Source organism: Cyclobacterium jeungdonense (assembly GCF_010994275.1).
GTDB classification, from domain to species: Bacteria; Bacteroidota; Bacteroidia; order Cytophagales; family Cyclobacteriaceae; genus Cyclobacterium; species Cyclobacterium jeungdonense.
Map to the genome: position 1 here is coordinate 1 of NZ_WMCD01000013.1, position 18603 is coordinate 18603.

General features: G+C 42.8%; 19 protein-coding genes. 8 read left to right on the forward strand and 11 right to left on the reverse strand.

Translation table 11 applies throughout. The features are described from left to right. Window positions 1-67: 67 nt before the first annotated feature. The 5 genes from GKS34_RS20525 to GKS34_RS20545 all read right to left on the reverse strand — a co-directional run bounded on the left by GKS34_RS20525 (window position 68) and on the right by GKS34_RS20545 (window position 4201). Window positions 68-1066: an MBL fold metallo-hydrolase gene (locus GKS34_RS20525; RefSeq protein ID WP_240459393.1), complete on the reverse strand. Its 999-nt coding sequence runs from the start codon at window positions 1064-1066 to the stop codon at window positions 68-70. Window positions 1067-1325: 259 nt separating this feature from the next. Continuing rightward, complete coding sequence (locus GKS34_RS20530; RefSeq protein WP_163386868.1) at window positions 1326-1853, reverse strand: 5' nucleotidase, NT5C type; 528 nt, start codon at window positions 1851-1853, stop codon at window positions 1326-1328. After that, complete coding sequence (locus tag GKS34_RS20535) at window positions 1850-2446, reverse strand: hypothetical protein (protein ID WP_163386869.1); 597 nt, start codon at window positions 2444-2446, stop codon at window positions 1850-1852. Before GKS34_RS20535 ends, GKS34_RS20530 begins: the two co-directional genes overlap by 4 nt. Window positions 2447-2558: 112 nt before the next feature. Continuing rightward, window positions 2559-2966: a peptide-methionine (R)-S-oxide reductase MsrB gene (gene msrB, locus GKS34_RS20540; protein ID WP_163386870.1), complete on the reverse strand. Its 408-nt coding sequence runs from the start codon at window positions 2964-2966 to the stop codon at window positions 2559-2561. 56 nt (window positions 2967-3022) lie between these two features. Next, window positions 3023-4201 (reverse strand): aspartate aminotransferase family protein, encoded by a 1179-nt coding sequence (locus GKS34_RS20545; protein ID WP_163386871.1) that lies wholly within the window; start codon window positions 4199-4201, stop codon window positions 3023-3025. A gap of 332 nt (window positions 4202-4533) precedes the next feature. Here GKS34_RS20545 and GKS34_RS20550 point away from each other — a divergent pair, with 332 nt between their 5' ends. Both GKS34_RS20550 and GKS34_RS20555 read left to right on the forward strand, forming a co-directional pair. Further along, window positions 4534-5295, forward strand: a complete 762-nt coding sequence (locus GKS34_RS20550; protein ID WP_163386872.1) for a 3-keto-disaccharide hydrolase — start codon at window positions 4534-4536, stop codon at window positions 5293-5295. A 29-nt stretch (window positions 5296-5324) separates the two neighbouring features. After that, window positions 5325-6668 carry a Gfo/Idh/MocA family protein gene (locus GKS34_RS20555; RefSeq protein ID WP_163386873.1) on the forward strand — a complete coding sequence of 448 codons (1344 nt, stop codon included), beginning with the start codon at window positions 5325-5327 and terminating at the stop codon, window positions 6666-6668. Window positions 6669-6707: 39 nt separating this feature from the next. On the opposite strand, the gene GKS34_RS20560 is transcribed toward GKS34_RS20555, so the two are convergent. Beyond that, window positions 6708-7154: a peroxiredoxin gene (locus GKS34_RS20560; protein WP_163386874.1), complete on the reverse strand. Its 447-nt coding sequence runs from the start codon at window positions 7152-7154 to the stop codon at window positions 6708-6710. A gap of 152 nt (window positions 7155-7306) precedes the next feature. Here GKS34_RS20560 and GKS34_RS20565 point away from each other — a divergent pair, with 152 nt between their 5' ends. The 3 genes from GKS34_RS20565 to pncA are packed head-to-tail and all read left to right on the forward strand — an operon-like array spanning window position 7307 to window position 10293. After that, window positions 7307-8131: a DMT family transporter gene (locus GKS34_RS20565; RefSeq protein WP_163386947.1), complete on the forward strand. Its 825-nt coding sequence runs from the start codon at window positions 7307-7309 to the stop codon at window positions 8129-8131. A 58-nt stretch (window positions 8132-8189) separates the two neighbouring features. Next, window positions 8190-9671 (forward strand): nicotinate phosphoribosyltransferase, encoded by a 1482-nt coding sequence (locus tag GKS34_RS20570; protein WP_163386875.1) that lies wholly within the window; start codon window positions 8190-8192, stop codon window positions 9669-9671. After that, on the forward strand, window positions 9661-10293 hold the full coding sequence (pncA, locus tag GKS34_RS20575) for a bifunctional nicotinamidase/pyrazinamidase (RefSeq protein WP_163386876.1): 633 nt from the start codon (window positions 9661-9663) through the stop codon (window positions 10291-10293). Before GKS34_RS20570 ends, pncA begins: the two co-directional genes overlap by 11 nt. Before the next feature lie 2 nt (window positions 10294-10295). On the opposite strand, the gene GKS34_RS20580 is transcribed toward pncA, so the two are convergent. From GKS34_RS20580 to GKS34_RS20590, 3 genes are all read right to left on the reverse strand, one after another. Next, the gene (locus tag GKS34_RS20580; protein ID WP_163386877.1) at window positions 10296-10829 is read right to left on the reverse strand and encodes an META domain-containing protein; all 534 of its coding nucleotides are present in this window, start codon (window positions 10827-10829) and stop codon (window positions 10296-10298) included. 168 nt (window positions 10830-10997) lie between these two features. After that, a complete protein-coding gene (locus GKS34_RS20585) occupies window positions 10998-11546 on the reverse strand; it encodes a ferritin (RefSeq protein ID WP_163386878.1) in 549 nt (182 codons plus the stop codon). A 94-nt stretch (window positions 11547-11640) separates the two neighbouring features. Continuing rightward, window positions 11641-13527, reverse strand: a complete 1887-nt coding sequence (locus tag GKS34_RS20590) for a CocE/NonD family hydrolase (protein ID WP_163386879.1) — start codon at window positions 13525-13527, stop codon at window positions 11641-11643. Between the two features lie 289 nt (window positions 13528-13816). Between GKS34_RS20590 and kdsB the strand changes: the two genes are divergently transcribed. Beyond that, on the forward strand, window positions 13817-14551 hold the full coding sequence (kdsB, locus tag GKS34_RS20595; protein ID WP_163386880.1) for a 3-deoxy-manno-octulosonate cytidylyltransferase: 735 nt from the start codon (window positions 13817-13819) through the stop codon (window positions 14549-14551). 29 nt (window positions 14552-14580) lie between these two features. Here kdsB and GKS34_RS20600 read toward each other — a convergent pair whose 3' ends face one another. Further along, on the reverse strand, window positions 14581-15285 hold the full coding sequence (locus tag GKS34_RS20600; RefSeq protein ID WP_163386881.1) for a 16S rRNA (uracil(1498)-N(3))-methyltransferase: 705 nt from the start codon (window positions 15283-15285) through the stop codon (window positions 14581-14583). A 74-nt stretch (window positions 15286-15359) separates the two neighbouring features. On the opposite strand from GKS34_RS20600, the gene GKS34_RS20605 reads away from it, so the two are divergent. Next, a complete protein-coding gene (locus GKS34_RS20605; RefSeq protein ID WP_240459394.1) occupies window positions 15360-15857 on the forward strand; it encodes a GAF domain-containing protein in 498 nt (165 codons plus the stop codon). On the opposite strand, the gene GKS34_RS20610 is transcribed toward GKS34_RS20605, so the two are convergent. Next, window positions 15854-17020: an acyltransferase family protein gene (locus GKS34_RS20610; RefSeq protein ID WP_163386882.1), complete on the reverse strand. Its 1167-nt coding sequence runs from the start codon at window positions 17018-17020 to the stop codon at window positions 15854-15856. The genes GKS34_RS20605 and GKS34_RS20610 overlap by 4 nt on opposite strands. Window positions 17021-17191: 171 nt before the next feature. Between GKS34_RS20610 and GKS34_RS20615 the strand changes: the two genes are divergently transcribed. After that, window positions 17192-18595, forward strand: coding sequence for a Gfo/Idh/MocA family protein (locus tag GKS34_RS20615; protein WP_163386883.1), 1404 nt, complete (start codon window positions 17192-17194; stop codon window positions 18593-18595). Window positions 18596-18603: the final 8 nt, after the last annotated feature.

Here is an 18603-nt window from a genome sequence, read left to right on the forward strand (position 1 = left end):
TTTGTCTCTGTATTCATCTGACAGTTTTTAGGGGTTAATGATTAGATTCAACACCTAAATTTAATCCCTAACTGTCAGATTTCATCGTAGCTTTTTCAAATAAATCTATTCCTAATATAGGGTTAATTAGTTGACCTTTAATGCTGTTTTCATTGGTAACTAATACGTCCCAAGGCTCCATTCTAGGCTCGTCCGATAAGTCAAACGTACCGAAGTGCATGGGAATAAAATAGCTGCCTCCCAGTGTATTAAAAGCTTTGATAGCGTCGGTTGGACTGATATGTGCTTGGGCCATGAACCATTCTGGTTTGTAGGCGCCTACTCCCATCAGGCAGTACTGCGGGTTACCCATAATGTTTGAAATGTCTTCGAAATGGGCACCATAACCACTGTCTCCCATGAAATAGACGGTTTTATTGTGACTAATCAAATAAAACCCTCCCCACAAATTTTCGTTCAGATCCCAAAGCCACCTTCTTGACCAGTGACGCGCCGGCAGATAGGTAATGGTCACGGCTTCCGTTTTGAATTCCTGATACCAACCGGCTTCCTGAATTTCCTGACCATTTGTCCATCCTCCAATGACTTCCCCAAGCTTTAAGCCGGTGAGAATTTTCATATCAGGATTTTCATCCGATAAAAAACGAATGGTCTTTTTGTCACAATGATCCCGGTGGTTGTGAGACAGCAGTAGGTAATCGATAGGCGGGAGGGATTCCGGTGAAAAAGGTAGTTTACTTTCTCTTCTCAAAAAAAAGTTGTCAAATAATACCGGATCGGTCAATATGACCTTCCCATCAAGCCTGATCAGGTAACTGGCATGACCAAGCCAGATTAAAAAATCACCTCGGCCTTCCGGGATTTTAGCTTCCTTTTTTACTTTCAGAGTTCGGGTCTCCGCTTTTTTTTCCTCTTTTTGCGGGTTTTCTGATGTTTGCCATTTCCACAAATCCCCAAAACTAGACTCGAATTCGTGATACAAATTTGTAAATTGACCTTTTCCATTGACCGGATTTCCTTTCCATTTGGGTGAAGGATGTACGGTCTTAAGCCTCGGGTTTTCCATATAAAAGGTTTTTTTTGAATCCTTTGAGGAAGTGCATCCAACAGACAAAAAACAAACCGTTCCTGCCAGAATTAGGAGCCAAATCTTCAGTCCGGTGATTTTTTTTTGATCCATTTCTCTTCGCTTGCTTACAAGGGATGTGCTAGTCGATTACCAATTTCATGTTCTAAATAACAGGTATTAGCTAAGTCTGGAAAAAGTAAAGCATGTTGCTGGTAAACAGTAATTTCTAATTATGGAAACCGGTATACCATTATTCCTAAAATTTATCAGGTAGCAATTGCATTTCCACCTCTTTCCATGAATTTACCCGAATATGTTTTCCAGGAGAAGCAATCTCATTATGAGGTTGGCTAAAAAGGTAGGTTTTTCCGCTGAAAGTATCGAGGTTTTTAAAATGATCATCGATCATGATATCTGTCCTGATAATTTCTTTTGACCCGCAAAACACCATTTGTTGCCATTGAATAAACGGAAAATGGTTGTTAAGCCATCGTAGTTTTTCATGCAAACTTAGCGGGAATTCAGTGGCTGCTGAGACAATAAACACTTTATAGTGAGGAATTAGTTTTTTCAAAGTGGCCTGAGCTCCAGGAATCAAAGGAGCGCTTTCAAAAAAACCCGGAGAGTTCACATGTTTTTTAAGTAACGGAAATGCCTCTGCTTCTTTTAGCCCACGGATGGACTCCAGGCTTAATTTTTCCCCTGTATCTTGAAAATGCAGGTTTAAAAACTGGCGGTAGACGTCGGCAAGTACACCGTCCATATCCACTGCTATGGTCTTCATGAATCCTTGTTATTTAAGGCGTCTACCAATTGTCTGTTGAGTTTTCGCTCCCTTTCCAGCGTGTTTCGGCGGTGTTGCTCAAATTCTTCCCGGAGATCTTCCAACGTCCGTTGGGTTTCTGCAGTAATTTTATGACCTCTTTTAAATTGAATGAAAGAAACAATCAGAACGAGGAGTAAAAATAGTATGACTCCCCATACCAGATTATTATATATTTGTTTGTGCAGTAGAAGTCCAAAAATGCTGAAACTGTCTCTTTCTTCAATTGCGCGAGCTAGTTCCTCCTTCGTTTCGGACAATTCACCATTTAATTGGGTAATTTGGTTTTTGGTTTCCGTAAGTGCGCTATTTAATTCCTGAATTTCATTCTGATAGCGCTGGGTGGAGTCAAGAATGGTCGCCTGGAGACGGTCCAATTCTGCTCTTTTGATTACCTTATATTCCTGATAATTAGAAGAAATTTCTTTAAGGTATTCAAATTGTTCTTGGATCGTTCCATTTTCTCCGGTTTCGGTTACTTGGCTTTCGTTTTGAGCGAATACCCCTGCGGGAAATGCTAAAAAAAGCATAAATAAAAAATAAGTAATTTTCATAGTTGGGCTGTTTTTATAATGCTGATTCGTAATTGCTTCCTTTATCAATATTCATGCAAAACTAAAAAATATTCCACGAATACAACTTATTTTTTCTCAAAGAGATCTCTGTTCATGGTTTTTCTTTGAAATCCAGGGATACTGAATTAATACAATAGCGGGTACCTCCCTTGTCTGAAGGCCCATCCGGAAAGCGATGCCCTAAATGCCCGCCACAATTCGCGCAGCAAATTTCTTCCCGGATCATTCCGTGCGAGTAATCCATGGTAACGGTAATGGCCTCTTTTGAAACAGGATGTGTAAAACTTGGCCAACCGCATCCGCTGTCGTATTTATCACGGCTGTGGAAAATTTCATTCCCACAACCACGGCATTCATAAATTCCAGATTCTTTATTTAAATAGTATTCACCGGAAAAAGCCCTTTCTGTTCCTTTTTGCCTTAAAACCCGGTAGGCATCGGGATCCAGTTTGGCCTTCCAATCTTCTTCGCTTAGCTTTTTTGCCGCATCGTTTGCCATAATATCCTTTTTGTTTATCTCATTATAGTAACCCCCAATTTAATGGAATGGTTTCGCTAAGATTCGATGGATTGGAGAATTTTGGAACAGGCAAATTCAATTTCCTTCCGGCTGATGGTAAGGGGAGGGGCAATGCGCATGGCGTTGTCACAAAATAAAAACCAATCGGTGATCACTCCATTTCCTATGCAGCGGTCTATGATCGGTTTCAGCACTTCAAAGGAGTCAAAACTGAGTGCCATCATTAATCCCTTGTTTCGAATACCGGTTATTTTTGGGTGGACGAGAAGCTTTTTGAATAAGTTGGCTTTCTCCCTCACTCCGGCTACCAGCGCTTCATCTTGAATGACCTGGATGGTGGCCAGAGACGCGGCGGCACTCACAGGATGTCCTCCAAATGTTGTGATATGGCCCAAAAGTGGATTATTTTTCAAAACAGACATGATTTCCCTGGATGAAATAAAAGATCCGATAGGCATGCCTCCCCCCATTCCTTTGGCGCATACCAAGATGTCCGGTTGGATTCCAAAATCCTCAAAAGCCCAGAATGTTCCCGTTCTTCCGAATCCGGCCTGTATCTCATCCAATATTAAAAGCGTTCCTGTCTCGTTGCACTTTTTTCTCAGTGCCTGGAAATAGCCAATTTCAGCCACCTGCACTCCTGCCTCTCCCTGAATGGTTTCCAAGATAATGGCTGCCGTGTCAGTGGTAATATCTTCCAGATGGTCCTTATTCCCATAGGCAATTTGGCGTATTCCGGGAACCAGGGGACGGTAAGCCCGCTTGAATTGTTCATTCCCTCCTACAGAAAGCGCTCCGTGTGAAGATCCATGGTAGGCATTTTCACATGTAAGGATTTCTCTACGATTGGTGTACCTCTTGGCCAGTTTCAAGGCTCCTTCCACGGCCTCACTACCACTGTTTACCAGGTAAACGTTGTCTAGTGGCTCTGGTAAAGTGTGTACCAGAGCCTGTGCTAACTGAGCCTGAGGCTGTTGCACATATTCTCCATAAACCATAAGGTGAAGGTACTTTTCCAGTTGTGCATGGATGGCTGCGAGAACCTTGGGGTGGCGATGACCAACATTACTTACCCCAATACCGGAAATCAGGTCCAGGTACCGCTCTCCATTGGGTCCATAGAGAAAAACGCCCTCCGCTTTCTCTATTTCGATCATAAGCGGAAAATCGGTTGTCTGAGCTAAATGAGAAAGAAATAGTTGGCGATTATTCATTGATTTCAACACAGTTTATTCGTATCACTCGGTTTATTTTTCGGATACTGCAAAAATACGCATACGGGAGCGTTAAATAAAACTAGAAGGAACTTATAGAGAACCTGGGTGTCTCCGGACTTTTTTTTAACCGCAGAGTGCGCAACTGGTTTCGCAAAGGTGGCAAAGTTGATCTTCTAGTCTCTTCCTTGAGACCTTAACGGATTCTCGGCGTGCTTTGCGGTTACCAGTGATTTAGCGGTAATCTTTAAATTTATTCTCAGGCATGCAGGATTATTTCATTCAAATCCCTTAATTTGATCCTTCGATAAACCATAAACTAAAAAATACCTATGAAATTAAAATGCCTTAGCTTGATGTTACTTCTGGGATTTGTCGGTTCATTTTCCCTTATGGCCCAGCAAAATGAAACGAAATTACCGCCCGAGGCAACCGAGTTTTACGAACCAAAGGTGAAGCCTGTAAGTCCCGGAAATGAAAACCACCTTCCGCCGGCAGATGCCATCGTGCTCTTCGGTGGAAACGATCTGAATGCCTGGGTAAGTGAACGAGATGGAAGTTTTCCCAAATGGAAGGTAGAAGATGGGATCCTGACCGTCGCTCCCAGAACCGGAGGTATAAAATCCAAAGAAGCTTTTGGAGATGTTCAGGTTCATATTGAATGGCGCGCACCTAGCGAAGTGGTAGGAAATGGACAAGGAAGGGGTAATTCCGGATTTTTCTTTATGGGAAAATACGAACTGCAGATTCTAGACTCTTACAATAACGAAACGTATTCAAACGGTCAGGCAGCCAGTATATACAAGCAGCATCCTCCTCTGGTCAATGCCATGCGGGCTCCGGGAGAATGGAATACCTATGATGCCGTTTTTACTGCTCCCAGATTCAATGAGAATGGGATGCTGATTTCCCCGGCAAGAATTACCGTTTTTCACAATGGCATATTGGTACAGAATAATGTGGAGCTTAGAGGTCCTACCCAATACATCGGGATTCCTCACTACGTGGCGCATGAAGAAAAATTACCCTTCCATATTCAGGATCACAGCAATCCTGTTAGCTTTAGAAATATCTGGGTAAGAAAACTGGATTGAAGTAGTCGCTGGAATAAACCCAACAAATCATGAATTCAAGAAGAAAATTTTTACACCGGTCTTTACTGGCTTCGGCAGGAATGGCGGCTTTTCCGGCTGCGTTATCCGCAGGGGAATTGAATGCACGGACCAAAATGGTTGGTGCCAATGATCAGATCAACTTTGGCCTCATTGGATGTAAAGGTATGGGCTGGTCCAATATGAACAGCCATTTGCTGCTTCCCGAAGTCAATTGCGTAGCACTGGCAGATGTGGATCAGAACGTACTCGATCAACGCACCCAGGACGTCTATAAACTAAGAGGAAAAAAACCCAAACAATACAAGGATTACCGGCAGATGTTAGAAGACCCGGAAATCGATGCCGTCATCATCGGAACGCCTGATCATTGGCATTGCCTGAACCTGATTGACAGCTTAGCTGCAGGCAAACACGCCTATACCGAAAAGCCACTGGCTAATAGTATAGAGGAATGTAAACTCATGGTAAAAGCTGCGGATCGGTACGGAAAACTGGTGCAGGTAGGACAATGGCAACGAAGCGGATCCCAATACGCACAAGCTATTGATATGGTTAAATCCGGAAAACTTGGAAACATTCGTTTGGTAAAAACCTGGGCCTACCAGGGCTGGATGAAGCCGGTGCCTGTGATGCCTAACGGTCAACCTCCGGCAGGAGTAGATTACCAAATGTGGCTGGGCCCTGCTCCTGACAGGCCTTTTAACCCCAATCGGTTTCACTTTAATTTCCGCTGGTTTTGGGATTATGCCGGTGGACTTATGACCGACTGGGGAGTACACGAAATTGACATTGCCTTATTTGCTATGGGAGTTAGTGCCCCCAAGTCCGTCATGGCTTCGGGCGGTAAACTGGCTTATCCGGACGATGCTTCGGAAACACCCGATACCCTGCAAACTGTTTACGAATACGATGGGTTTAACATGTTGTGGGAGCATGCTACGGGTATTGACGGAGGTAATTACGGGACCACGGAAGGAATCGCCTTTATCGGCAATAATGGTACCCTTGTAGTCAACCGGGGTGGCTGGAAAGTAATCGCCGAAACAGAAAATGTTGATGGCCAGCGAAAAGAGAAAATTGAAGCCATGGAACTGGTCAAACCCGAAGGAAATGCACATCGCATTCACTGCAAGAACTTTGTGGAGGCCATCAAGGCAAACGACCCTACCATGCTTAATTGCGGGATAAAAACCGGATCAGTTGCAGCCATTAATGCGCATATGGGTAACGTAGCCTATAAATTGGGCGAAAAGATCTATTGGGATGCAGACAAAGATCAATTTACCAGCAAAAAAGCCAATAAAATGATGATGGCAGACTATCATAATGGCTGGAAACTCCCTAGCGTATAAAACCAATTAATAAAAAAGGGGAGATAACTGCCCCTTTTTTTATTTATAATTTTCCAGCATGCGTTTTATGTGTGCTTTTGCGTCTAGCATGTTTTGAAAGACATCCTTTATCCGGTGATCTTGGTCCAGTAGATAGGTGATCCGCTTAGGAATTCGTATGATTGGAACCAAGGCATCGTATTTTTCGCACACCTTACCCGAGGTATCGGACAATAATTCAAAGGGTAAATCATGCGCTTTCTTAAAGCGTTGGTGAGTGGGCATATCGTCCCGGCTAATCCCGATTACCGGCAGTTCCAAACCCCTGAAATCTTCAAACTGATCCCTGAATTCGCAAGCTTGAGCGGTACATCCTCCGGTAAAATCTTTTGGATAGAAGTAGACCACGCAAGGTTTACCTTTTAAATCGTTGGAAAGTGAAAATAGTTTGCCGGAAGTAGATGGCAAAGTGAAATCAGGTGCTTTTTGACCAATTTTTAAACCCATTTTTTTATTTAACTAACAAAACAAAGGGAAATAAGTTTGAGTAAGGCCCGAAATTTTCTTTTAAAAGGAACCAAAAGCAGTGATTATTACTTATCATAAAAATTTTCTCACGAAGTAAATCGATTGTTTTGAGCAATGAAAGCGTCAAGCACATGTTGCTGGCAGGATTTTTTTTCGCCCTTATCAACGTGACGGTTAAATACTTGCCGCATATTCCAGCAATTGAAATCATTCTTTTCCGCTCTGTTTTTAGCTTTATCTTCAGTTATATTTTGTTGAAAAAGCAGGGTGTTCCTGTAATGGGAAACAACAAAAAACTCTTGATCCTAAGAGGATTGGTGGGCTCCATTGGCCTGATTACATTCTTTTATACCCTGCAAAATATTCCTCTGGCCAGTGCCGTGACCATCCAATATTTAGGGCCGGTGTTTACAAGCATATTGGGGATCTTTATCGTCAGAGAAAAGGTCCTACCGATTCAGTTTCTCTATTTTGCCGTGGCTTTTTCAGGTGTATTAATGATTGAGGGCTTTGATTCCCGTATTGATCCTGTCTTCCTGGGAATAGGAATCATTTCTGCCTTATTTTCTGGCCTGGCATACAATGTGATCCGCAAGTTGAAAAATACCGAACATCCTTTGGTGATTGTTTTTTACTTTCCATTGGTTACCACTCCTTTTGCTGCGCTGATCAGTTATTATTTCTGGGTAACTCCACAGGGATGGGATTGGGGCCTACTGTTGTTGATTGGTGTTTTGACTCAGTTTGCACAATATTATATGACCATGGCTTATCAAAACGCCAACCTGGCGAAGGTAGCCAGCCTGAACTATGTGGGAATCTTATATGCTTTGGGATTCGGTTATGTTTTATTCGAAGAGACGTATAATTTATGGACCTATGGAGGCATGTTACTGGTGCTATCTGGAGTCATTTTGAACCTGCTTCACTCACGGGCAGCTCCTTCAAATAAATAGGTTAAAATATGGCATAAGCCGTCGAATCCTGTAAATTTGGGTCTTATACCTAGTTTTTATGAAAATCACCAAAGATCTTTACCAAAGTTCGCTGACTTTGCTGACCGATTATTACCAATTTACCATGGCGTATGCTTACTGGAAGGCTGGTAAGGCGGAAGAAGAAGCCATATTTAATCTTTTTTTTAGAAAAAACCCCTTTCAGAGCGGATTTACCGTTGCTGCAGGTCTGGACTACATTATTGATTATTGTCGAAACATGACTTTTGGCGACAAAGAACTGGCGTTTTTGGCAGAAATGGTAGATAAAAAGGGTAAAAAAGTTTTTCAGGCGGAATTTATAACCTATTTGAAAAACATGACCTTTAGCTGTGATGTGGATGCCGTGGAAGAGGGGGAGGTGGTATTTCCAAACATGCCGCTCGTGCGTGTCAAAGGCCCGTTGATTCAGTGCCAGCTTCTGGAAACCCCATTACTGAATATCATTAATTTTCAGACGTTGATCGCCACTAAGGCTTCCCGAATCGTCCTGGCCGCAAATGGAGACCCGGTGATGGAATTTGGATTGAGAAGGGCGCAGGGAATAGATGGCGCTTTAGCAGCAAGTCGGGCTTCCTATATTGGCGGCTGTACCTCAACTTCAAATGTCATGGCTGCGAAGCTTTTTGATATTCCCGTTTCAGGGACGCATGCGCATAGCTGGATAATGTCCTTTGAAAGCGAAATGGAAGCTTTTGAGGCTTACGCAACGACTTTTCCAGATAATACGGTTCTTTTGGTGGATACCTATGACATTATTCAGGGTGTTAAAAATGCCATTTCCCTGGCTGGAAAATTAAGGGAGAAGGGAAAACAACTTCAGGGGATCCGTATCGATTCTGGAGATTTGGCTTATTTCAGTAATCAAGCCCGGGAAATGCTAAATACAGCCGGATTTCCGGATGTTAAGATTGTTGCCAGTAATGATTTGGACGAGCACATCATCACCTCTCTCAAAATGCAGGAGGCCTCCATTGATATTTGGGGCGTCGGTACCAAACTCGTCACTGCCTACGATCAGCCAGCCCTTGGAGCAGTTTACAAACTCTCTGCGCTTAAAAACCCTCAGGGAGAATGGGTGCCAAAAATTAAATTATCCCAACAGTCTATTAAGATTAACATTCCAGGGTACCACAACGTAATGCGATTCACTTCCCATGGAAAAGCCATGGCAGATATGATTTACCTGGAAGGCATGGAACATGGCAATACCGTTACCATTATTGACCCTATTGACCCTACCCGAAGAAAAAAGATCTCGGTGGAACATGCCAAAACAGAAGTTTTGCTCAAACCCATATTCAAAAAAGGAGAAAAAGTATATCACAGACCCTCGATACATCAAATTCGCGAGAAAGCCCAAAGCAGACTTGAAGCGTTTGATAAAACCCACAAAAGACTTATCAATCCTCATATTTATCCTGTTGGCTTAGAATCGGGGTTGTATGAATTCAGAACAAACCTGGTACTGAAATTGAAAGCATTAGACAATGGAAATTGATCAAGTAAAAAGCGCATTGCTTATTGTCGACGTTCAAAACGACTTCCTTCCTGGTGGTGCACTGGCGGTAGCGGAGGGTGATACCATCGTTGCTGTCATCAATGAATTGCAGGAAAAATTTTCTTTTATTGTGGCTACGCAGGACTGGCATCCTCGAGACCATGGAAGTTTTGCTGCAAACCATCCCGGTAAAAACATCGGGGAGTTTATCGACTTAGAAGGAGTCCGGCAAATTCTCTGGCCAGTTCATTGTGTACAAGGTACCCATGGAGCTGCTTTTCATCCTGACCTAAACACGACCAAATGGCGAAAAATTTTCCAGAAAGGTACCAATCCAAAGGTAGATTCATACAGTGGCTTTTTTGATAATAACCGAAAAGGAGATACCGGCCTTGGTAATTACCTAAAAAATAATGGCATTAGTCGCGTATTTATAGTGGGCTTGGCGGCGGATTATTGCGTCAAATATACCGTTTTGGACTCCCTTTCCCTTGGTTTCGAATCGTATTTGGTCGCAGATGCTACCAAAGGAGTAAACCTGTCTCCGGAAGACACTAAATTGGCAATCAAAGAAATGAAAAATGAAGGTGCTTATCTGATAGAATCGAAAGCGCTATTCTAAAGCTACTCGCGTGAAGTAGGATTTAACGCCAGAATTTTCGGAATGGAATAGGGATGACTTTGATCGTCATCCAGTTTTTTCATTTTCATGATTTCGAGATTCCCGCAGGAAAAAGAAAGAACACCCTCATCGTCGATTTCAAACGTGTGCGCAGACTTCAATACGGTTAAAAAAATGTCTTCTCCGTTTCCTTCACACCATTTCTCGGTCATTCCCATAAATCCAAGTACATCAATTCCATTACCTTCGAGGTAGGTAAGAATACTGAAAATGTTACATCCGGTGTGCCCGATTGCTGTTTTATTGACAGTGTCAAAGTAAAGGGTAGGTTTTTTATTCGGGTATAGCTCTTCGAAGGGCTTGAACTTGTCATAGATATAACTCAATTCCCACAACCCCTCCAAATCTTTCTGAGAGGTATTATGATGGGACCTTTCAGGAAATGGTTCAATTTCTATGGTATCGGGCATTTGAGCAAATCCTAAACCTGCCAGCATTGAAAACAATACTATCCATATAGGGAATATTTTTTTCATGGTTATAGGGTTCAATGTCAAATGAAATATAACAATAAATCGATAAGATTAAAATGAATTGCGCAAATATTAAGCCACTTTCACCTTGTAATGGTTTTATCCCTATTAAAACGTAAAAACCCTTTAGACTCTAGATTCTAAAGGGTTTTTACCGGCAAAACTTACAATTTACTCAATGCCTTCGGTTGTGGCGTGAAGTTTTCCTAATTCCTGATCTATGGTCCAGAGTCCTATGCCCTCTTCTCCAATGATTTCAAAAATCTCCAGTGCCCTCCTGGCAAGGGTTTCTTCCTCCCGTTGTTCCGTCACATACCACTGCATAAAGCTGAAAGTGGCAAAGTCCTTCACGCCAAAGCAGTGGTCTACGATGAGATTTATTGATTTTGTTACTTCAATCTCATGTTCCAGAATCAATTCAAATACCTCCCTAAGGGAATTAAAATTATGGCGTATGTTGGTAATTTCCGGCTGAACGGCATGTCCCCCGGCTTCATTGATGTATCGGAATAGTTTTAACATGTGCCCACGCTCTTCCTCGGCATGGTCGTATAAAAAACGGGCTGAATTGGAGAAGCCTTGCATTTCGGCCCAGGAAGCCATAGATAAATAGTAAGCAGAAGATTTTCCCTCCATTTCTACCTGTTTGTTGAGCTTTTGCTCTGTATCGGTAAGTAAAGACCTTTTTAGGGTTACGATTTCTTTTTCTACTGTTTTCATAGAGTGCAATTAATTTAAATCATTATATAAAAATAACAAATTTTTTGATAAAAAAGGACATTCTTCAGTGCGAATTAATTTCTTCTAATTCCTACTAGTTACTATCAGGCAAAACCATCAGGTTAATTTTGCTAGGATAGGTTTCCGTATGAAATACCTTATGAATGGCCCTCACAAAATCTTCCTCATCAGCTTCAAATATATTTCCCACGTATTTTTGTGGATTTCTGTCGATTAGGGGAAACCAGGTACTTTGGATCTGGATTTGGATTTTATGCCCCTTTTTAAAGGTATGGTAAACATCCTGCAATTGAAAATCTACATCCGTAATCTGATCCGGAATGAATGGCTGGGGTGATTCGAAACTTTCTCTGTAGCGGCCACGTATCACTTCCGACCGTACCATCAGGTGGTAATTCCCCATGTCCACACCATCCAGGACGTATTCGTGGTTCGGGTAATCACCGGGAAAGACATCCACTACTTTCACTATCCAGTCAGCATCGGTTTGAGAGGTGGCCACTTTTAGTTGAGCCATAATTTCACCAGCCACGGTAAGGTCATTCTCCAATACTGAGGTTTCAAAAGTCAGTACGTCCGGTCGCCTGGCCGCAAATCGCTGGTCATCGGCCATGTATTTTCTGGGAGTGAAGTTTAGTTTGATATCCTGACTGTAGGGAACCGGGTTTTTGGGATCGGATTCAAATTCTGAAAACCGGTTTCCGCTGGGCTCATCTGTAGACAAACCTCCGTCTTCCTGTAAATAAAAACTTGTCCATTCGCTTTCTTTAGGAGGCCAATTTCCGAATTTGTCCCATTGGTTCTGGCCTGTATTAAACATGTATGCTTCCGGTAGGCCGGTACTACCATCACCTTCTCCTTTAAGGAAATGATTGAAAAACGTAAACTCCACCTCTTTTTGGTACCAGGTAGAAATTGAATCACCGAAATACATGTTGGAAACGGTTTGAGCCCCTCTTTCTCTGGACCAGTCTCCGTGAGACCAGGGCCCCATTACCAGGGAATTATAGGTGTCCGGGTTATTTTTTTCGATGGTTTTATAGATGGTCAGAGGACCATATAGATCTTCCGCGTCAAACCAGCCGCCGACTACCATCACGGCAGGAGAAACAGCTTTTAAATGCGGAATGATACTTCGTTTTTGCCAAAACTCATTATAATCTGGATTGGATTTCAGTTGCTGCCAGAAAAAATTATCCTCTCCATAATAGGCATCTGCGTTTTTTAAAGGTCCCATATCCATAAAAAACTGGTAACCGTCGTTCGTTCCTGGATTCACCATTTCATACCATGCCTCGTCGGTCGGGCCGTCTTTTTGGTACCCAAATACAGATGTAGCTAACCAGTAGCTTAGAAAATAGGCTCCATTGTGATGGAAGTCGTCAAAATAAAAATCGCCGATGGGCGCCTGGGGTGAAACTGCCACCAGATTTGGGTGGGCATAAGGGAGTGCGGCGGCACTGTAAAACCCCGGGTAACTGATGCCCCATTGACCGACTTTTCCATTGTGATTTTCTAAATTTTCCAGTAACCAATCAATGGTATCATAGGTATCTGTGCTCTCGTCAATTTCCGTTGGATCTCCGGTCCTGTTACCGACGGTTGGCCGCATGTTATCGTACAATCCCTCCGACATCCAGCGACCTCTAACGTCTTGATAAACGAATATATACCCATCTTTCATCAGGAAAGGAGAGGGGCCCAGTGCATTTCGCATGCTACCTTCTCCATAGGGCCCAGCATTATAGGGAGTACGTTGCATCAAAATAGGATAGTCCACCGATTGATCTTTTGGATAGTATACAACCGTGTGAAGCTTTACCCCGTCTCGCATGGGTATGTCGTATTCCGTTTTGACGTAATTTTCTTTAACATAATTTTCATTTTGTGCCTGTACAAATGAAAAGGCTGAAACCATCCATAATCCCAGCAGGTAGAGACTTATTTTTTTATGTTGCATCGTCATTTCATTGGTTGCTTTTCTGAAAACTTCTTACATTTAAAAAGGTTAAAACTTCATTTGGAATAAAATTGATTAGTTTTGTTTTTTAATTTCTTACTTCCCCCGAGATGACGGTTATCAGTTTTTAATACCGCCTTCGGATTAATAAAGTTAAAACAGTAATTGGAATAAATGAAATCGAGCATGACTAGAACGTCACACAGTGCGATGATAATAAAGCATGCGAGATTCTCCCGATTAAAGATCGGGACAGGCTATCTGACCAATAAAAGAAAATTATAAACAGATGAAAACAGTGGCATTAATTCCCGCAAGATTTGGCGCTACCCGCTTTCCCGCAAAGTTGCTGGCCGATCTTAGGGGAAAGCCCTTGATTGCCAGGACCTATCTGAGTACACTGGATACTGGAGTATTTGATGAAGTAATGGTTGTTACCGATCACCAAGATATTGCTGATGCAATTCAGCGAGAGGGAGGGAAGGTTTTTATTAGTAAAAAGGAACACGAAAGCGGATCGGATAGAATCGCGGAAGCCGCGGCCTCTCTGGATGCAGAACTAATAGTTAATGTTCAGGGGGACGAACCTTTTCAGGATAGAAAATCCCTTTCAGATTTAGTAGCGGTATTTCAGGATGATCAGGTACAAGTAGCTTCTTTAATGACACCCATCTCCGGGGATGACTTGATTCAAAACCCGAATATCGTAAAAGTGGTTACAGATGCCCAAAATTTCTCTCTCTATTTTAGCCGTTCGCCCATACCCTTCCAACGAAATGATGACAGCCAACCCAACTATTTCAGACACATTGGCATCTATGCCTACAAAAAATCGTTATTGATGAAATTCACTGGTTGGGAGAAATCAGCACTTGAAAAAGTGGAAATGCTGGAGCAGTTGCGATTACTGGAAAATGGGTACCAGGTTAAAATGGTCGAAACCACCCATCAGGCAGTGGCCATTGATGTTCCGGAAGATCTGGAAAGAGCCCTTCGGTATTACGATGCTAGCAACAAGCCCTGAAATCACTCCAAGGGAAACGATATCATTTTTCAGAGATTTACCAGATTCAAGGTATGAACTGCAACGAGACCAGCCGTCTCTGTTCTTAAGCGATGTTTCCCCAGGGAGCAGGCTTTAAAACCTTTTTCCAACGCCAGATTAATCTCTCCCGGACTAAAATCTCCTTCCGGTCCAATCAAGATCAGATAAGACAGGTTAGGCTTTGCCAATTGCATCAAGTGTTGGGTGTTTTCTTTATCCAGATAGGCGATGTACCGATCGTAGGTTTCAAAAGATTTATCAGCAACGAATTCCTCAAAGGGAGTGATTTCATTCATCTGCGGCAGCCAGGCTTTAAAACTCTGTTTGCAGGCTGCGATAAGTTTTTTAGTAAGTCGTTCCAGGTTTACCTGACTTCGTTCTATATGGGTGGTCTTCAGGAAAGTGATTTCATCGAAACCGATTTCCGTAATTTTCTCGATCATCCATTCCATGCGGTCCGTATTTTTTGTAGGGGCCACGGCCAGGTGAATGTGAAACTTTTCCTGAGGATTAAAATCCTGTTCGATGATTTTTAGTTTACACTTTTTTGGATGATTCTCCTCTATCATGCAGGTAAAAAACGAACCTTTTCCATTGGTGAAAAGTACGGTGTCACCGATATTTTTTCGCAAAACCTTGACCAGGTGATGGGATTCCTTATCACTTAGTGTAAAGACCTCTCCGTTAATTTGTTCTTCAAAAAATAGTTGCATCCTTGATGTAAAGTTTGGTCGAATTTATAAAATTTCATTCAGAATGAAGGGAGAAAATACCTATAATTGTAAGCATGTATAATAATAAATCTCCCGAAACCATGAAATCTGAAGACATGATTGCATCGATTAAATCAACCAAAAATCCGGATTGGCAGCAGTTGCTGGAACAAACCCTTCAGCTATTTGACTGTGTGACGGGCACTTTGCATGTGTTAAATCCTAAAACCACTATTTTGGAGTTAAGAGCAAGGCAGGGAATCCCGGACTTTCTATTACCCAAAATGACCGAAATCCCTGTAGGTAAAGGAATGGCAGGAATTGCTGCTGAACGAAAAGAAGCAGTGCAAGTTTGCAACCTTCAAACAGATGATTCCGGTGTAGTCCGACCTGGAGCAAAAGACACCAAAGTGGAGGGAGCGATCACTGCCCCCATGCTTTTAGACGGCAAACTTTACGGGACCTTGGGAATTGCCAAAAAGGAGCCCTATGAATTCAACGAAAGCGAAACCGATTCTCTGATGGCTATTGCTGCCTCCATGGCATTATTAGTAAAGGACTCCGAGAACTAGACCTTTACGAATATTTTCAGTCGATAGAGCAGGTACAGAAACACCCAGACCAGCAGAAATGCCCCAAATGCCTGAAATACAGGATACCAATCTTCCGGCAACGGAGCATATAGACCTGAAAATAATTTCCTACTTGTATAACCAAAATCAATGAAACTATACGCAAAGTAAATGGTTAGGGAATTCAGTCCGATAACCTGAAAGAAGAAGGCCCACTTTCGGATATGCCACACATCGATAATCCAATAGAACACCAGTAAAAACAAAAAAGCCATTCCTGTAGTAAGCAATATAAAGGAGCTGGTCCAAAGGTGCTTATTGATGGGAAAATGCAAACTCCAAAGTAAACCAAGAGCAATTCCCGCTACTCCTGCAATGGCTAAATATTGACCCTTGCGCTTATCCAGCCAGGCTTTACCCAATATTTCACCGGCAAGAGTCCCAAATAGGGTCAAACACAGAGATGGTATTTGGGTCAATATTCCCAATTCGTCATAGGTACCCTGCAGCAATCTGCCGGGTAAGAAGGTTCTGTCAAACCAACCTACCAGGTTTCCTTCAAAACTCAGATCACCTGCTCCATATCCTGGCACAGGAATCAAGTACAATGCAGCGTAGTAGAGTAACAAGATAACCAAGCCGGAAGCCAATCTTTTATAAAAATCCATATTCAGGTAAAATAAAGTAGCGACAAAGGTCGCCAGACCAATTCTGCCCAGGACACTACCGAGTCTTATTTGTGAAGGTTCGAAAAACGGGATGGGGGAGTTTTTATACACGATACCTAATAGTATCAGAATAAGCATTCGAATAAAGGTTTTTCGATACAAGGTGGAATTGGGCAAGCCCATAGACTTTCCTTTATTCAAAGAAAAGGTGAGGGAAACACCGGCGATAAAAAGGAATAAAGGAAAAATAAAATCATAAAAGGTAAAGCCATTCCATGCAGGATGGGTTAGTTGATTGGCCATCCAATCGATGGCTCCGATTCCTGTTTTTCCTTCAAGCAAGACCAGAAAAGTACCTCCTCCTGCTATTAGCAACATGTCAAATCCCCTGAGGGCATCAATAGATAGCAATCGTTTGGAAGAAGATGGGGCGGCAGATACCGGTGAGCCTAGCTCAGGATCTTTTCGGTGTTCGGTGGATGTAGTTGTACTCATGATTACTTAATTAGGTGATTTGGGTTTTTATATCCGAATATCCCACGATTTGACGGATTCCTTCCAATTTATTTTATTTATTTGGAATTTAAAAGTATTTTTAATTTCTCCATTTGGAAAACACCACAGGACAGATGGAACTAATTTCGCAATCAACGACAAGTTATAGGTATGAAAAAGAATCGAAGAGATTTTATTAAAATTGGAAGTTTGGCAGGTCTTTCTGCCCTATCCGGCTGGCCCACAGAATCAAAGAGCTCTCCCAGTCCGGGCAATTTCATGCTCAAGCCGGCGGGATTCAATATGAGCGGCTACGCAGCACCTGCTCTGGAAAAAGTAAGGATAGGGTTCGTAGGGCTGGGAAACAGAGGTCCGGGAGCCGTTGTCAGAATGAGTAAGATAGAGGGCGTAGAGATAAAAGCGTTATGTGATCTAAGGCCGGAGCGAATCAGTCATGTGAAAGAGCGAATCAAAGAAACCCCTCACGAACCTGCCATCTATACTGGCTCGGAAGATGCCTGGAAGGAAATGTGTGAGCGGGAGGACCTTGATCTGATATACATTGCTACCCCCTGGTACCTGCACACGCCAATGGCGGTCTATGCCATGGAGCAGGGCAAACATGCTGCCACCGAGGTACCTGCTGCCATCACCCTGGATGAATGCTGGCAATTGGTGGAGGTCTCCGAAAAGACGCGGAAACACTGCATGATGCTAGAAAATACCTGTTACGATTTTTTTGAATTGCTGACCTTGAATTTGGCCAGGCAGGGATTTTTTGGGGAAATTATCCATGGGGAAGGGGCCTACATTCACGATATTCTGGATGGAAATTTTTCTAAAACGAAGTATTACGACATGTGGCGGCTCAAGCAGAACATGCGCAATGGAAGCCTTTACCCAACTCACGGACTAGGGCCGGTAGCGCAGGTTATGAATATCAACCGGGGTGACCGAATGGAATACCTTGTTTCAGTGTCCAGTCGCGATTTTATGATGGCGAAAAAAGCAAAAACGCTGGCTGCCCAGGATTCCTTTTATCAGCAGTTTGTGGGTAAAAATTTTCGTGGCAATATGAATACCACCACGATCAAAACCAACCAGGGAAGAACCATCCTGCTACAGCACGATGTCACTTCTCCGAGACCATACTCCAGGTTGCATACCATCAGTGGAACCGAAGCTTATGCTCAAAAATACCCCCTTCCGGGCAAAATTTCAGAAGGACATGAAGGTTGGTTATCTGAAGAAGCCATGCAAAGCCTTGAAGAAAAATACCAACCTCCCATCGTTAAAAAAATCGGGGAATTAGCCAAGCAAATCGGTGGCCATGGTGGAATGGATTTTTTGATGGATTGGCGAATGATTGATTGCCTAAGAAACGGGATTCCATTGGATATGGACGTATACGATGCCGCAGCGTGGAGTTCCATAGGACCATTAAGTGAATGGTCGGTAGCCAATAGGAGTGGAGCGATCGATGTGCCTGACTTTACCCGTGGTGCCTGGAAAAATAACACTCCGGTAGATGTGGAATTGAGTAAAGGAGGAACTACCAGAATCTTAAACGTCTAGAGGATTTC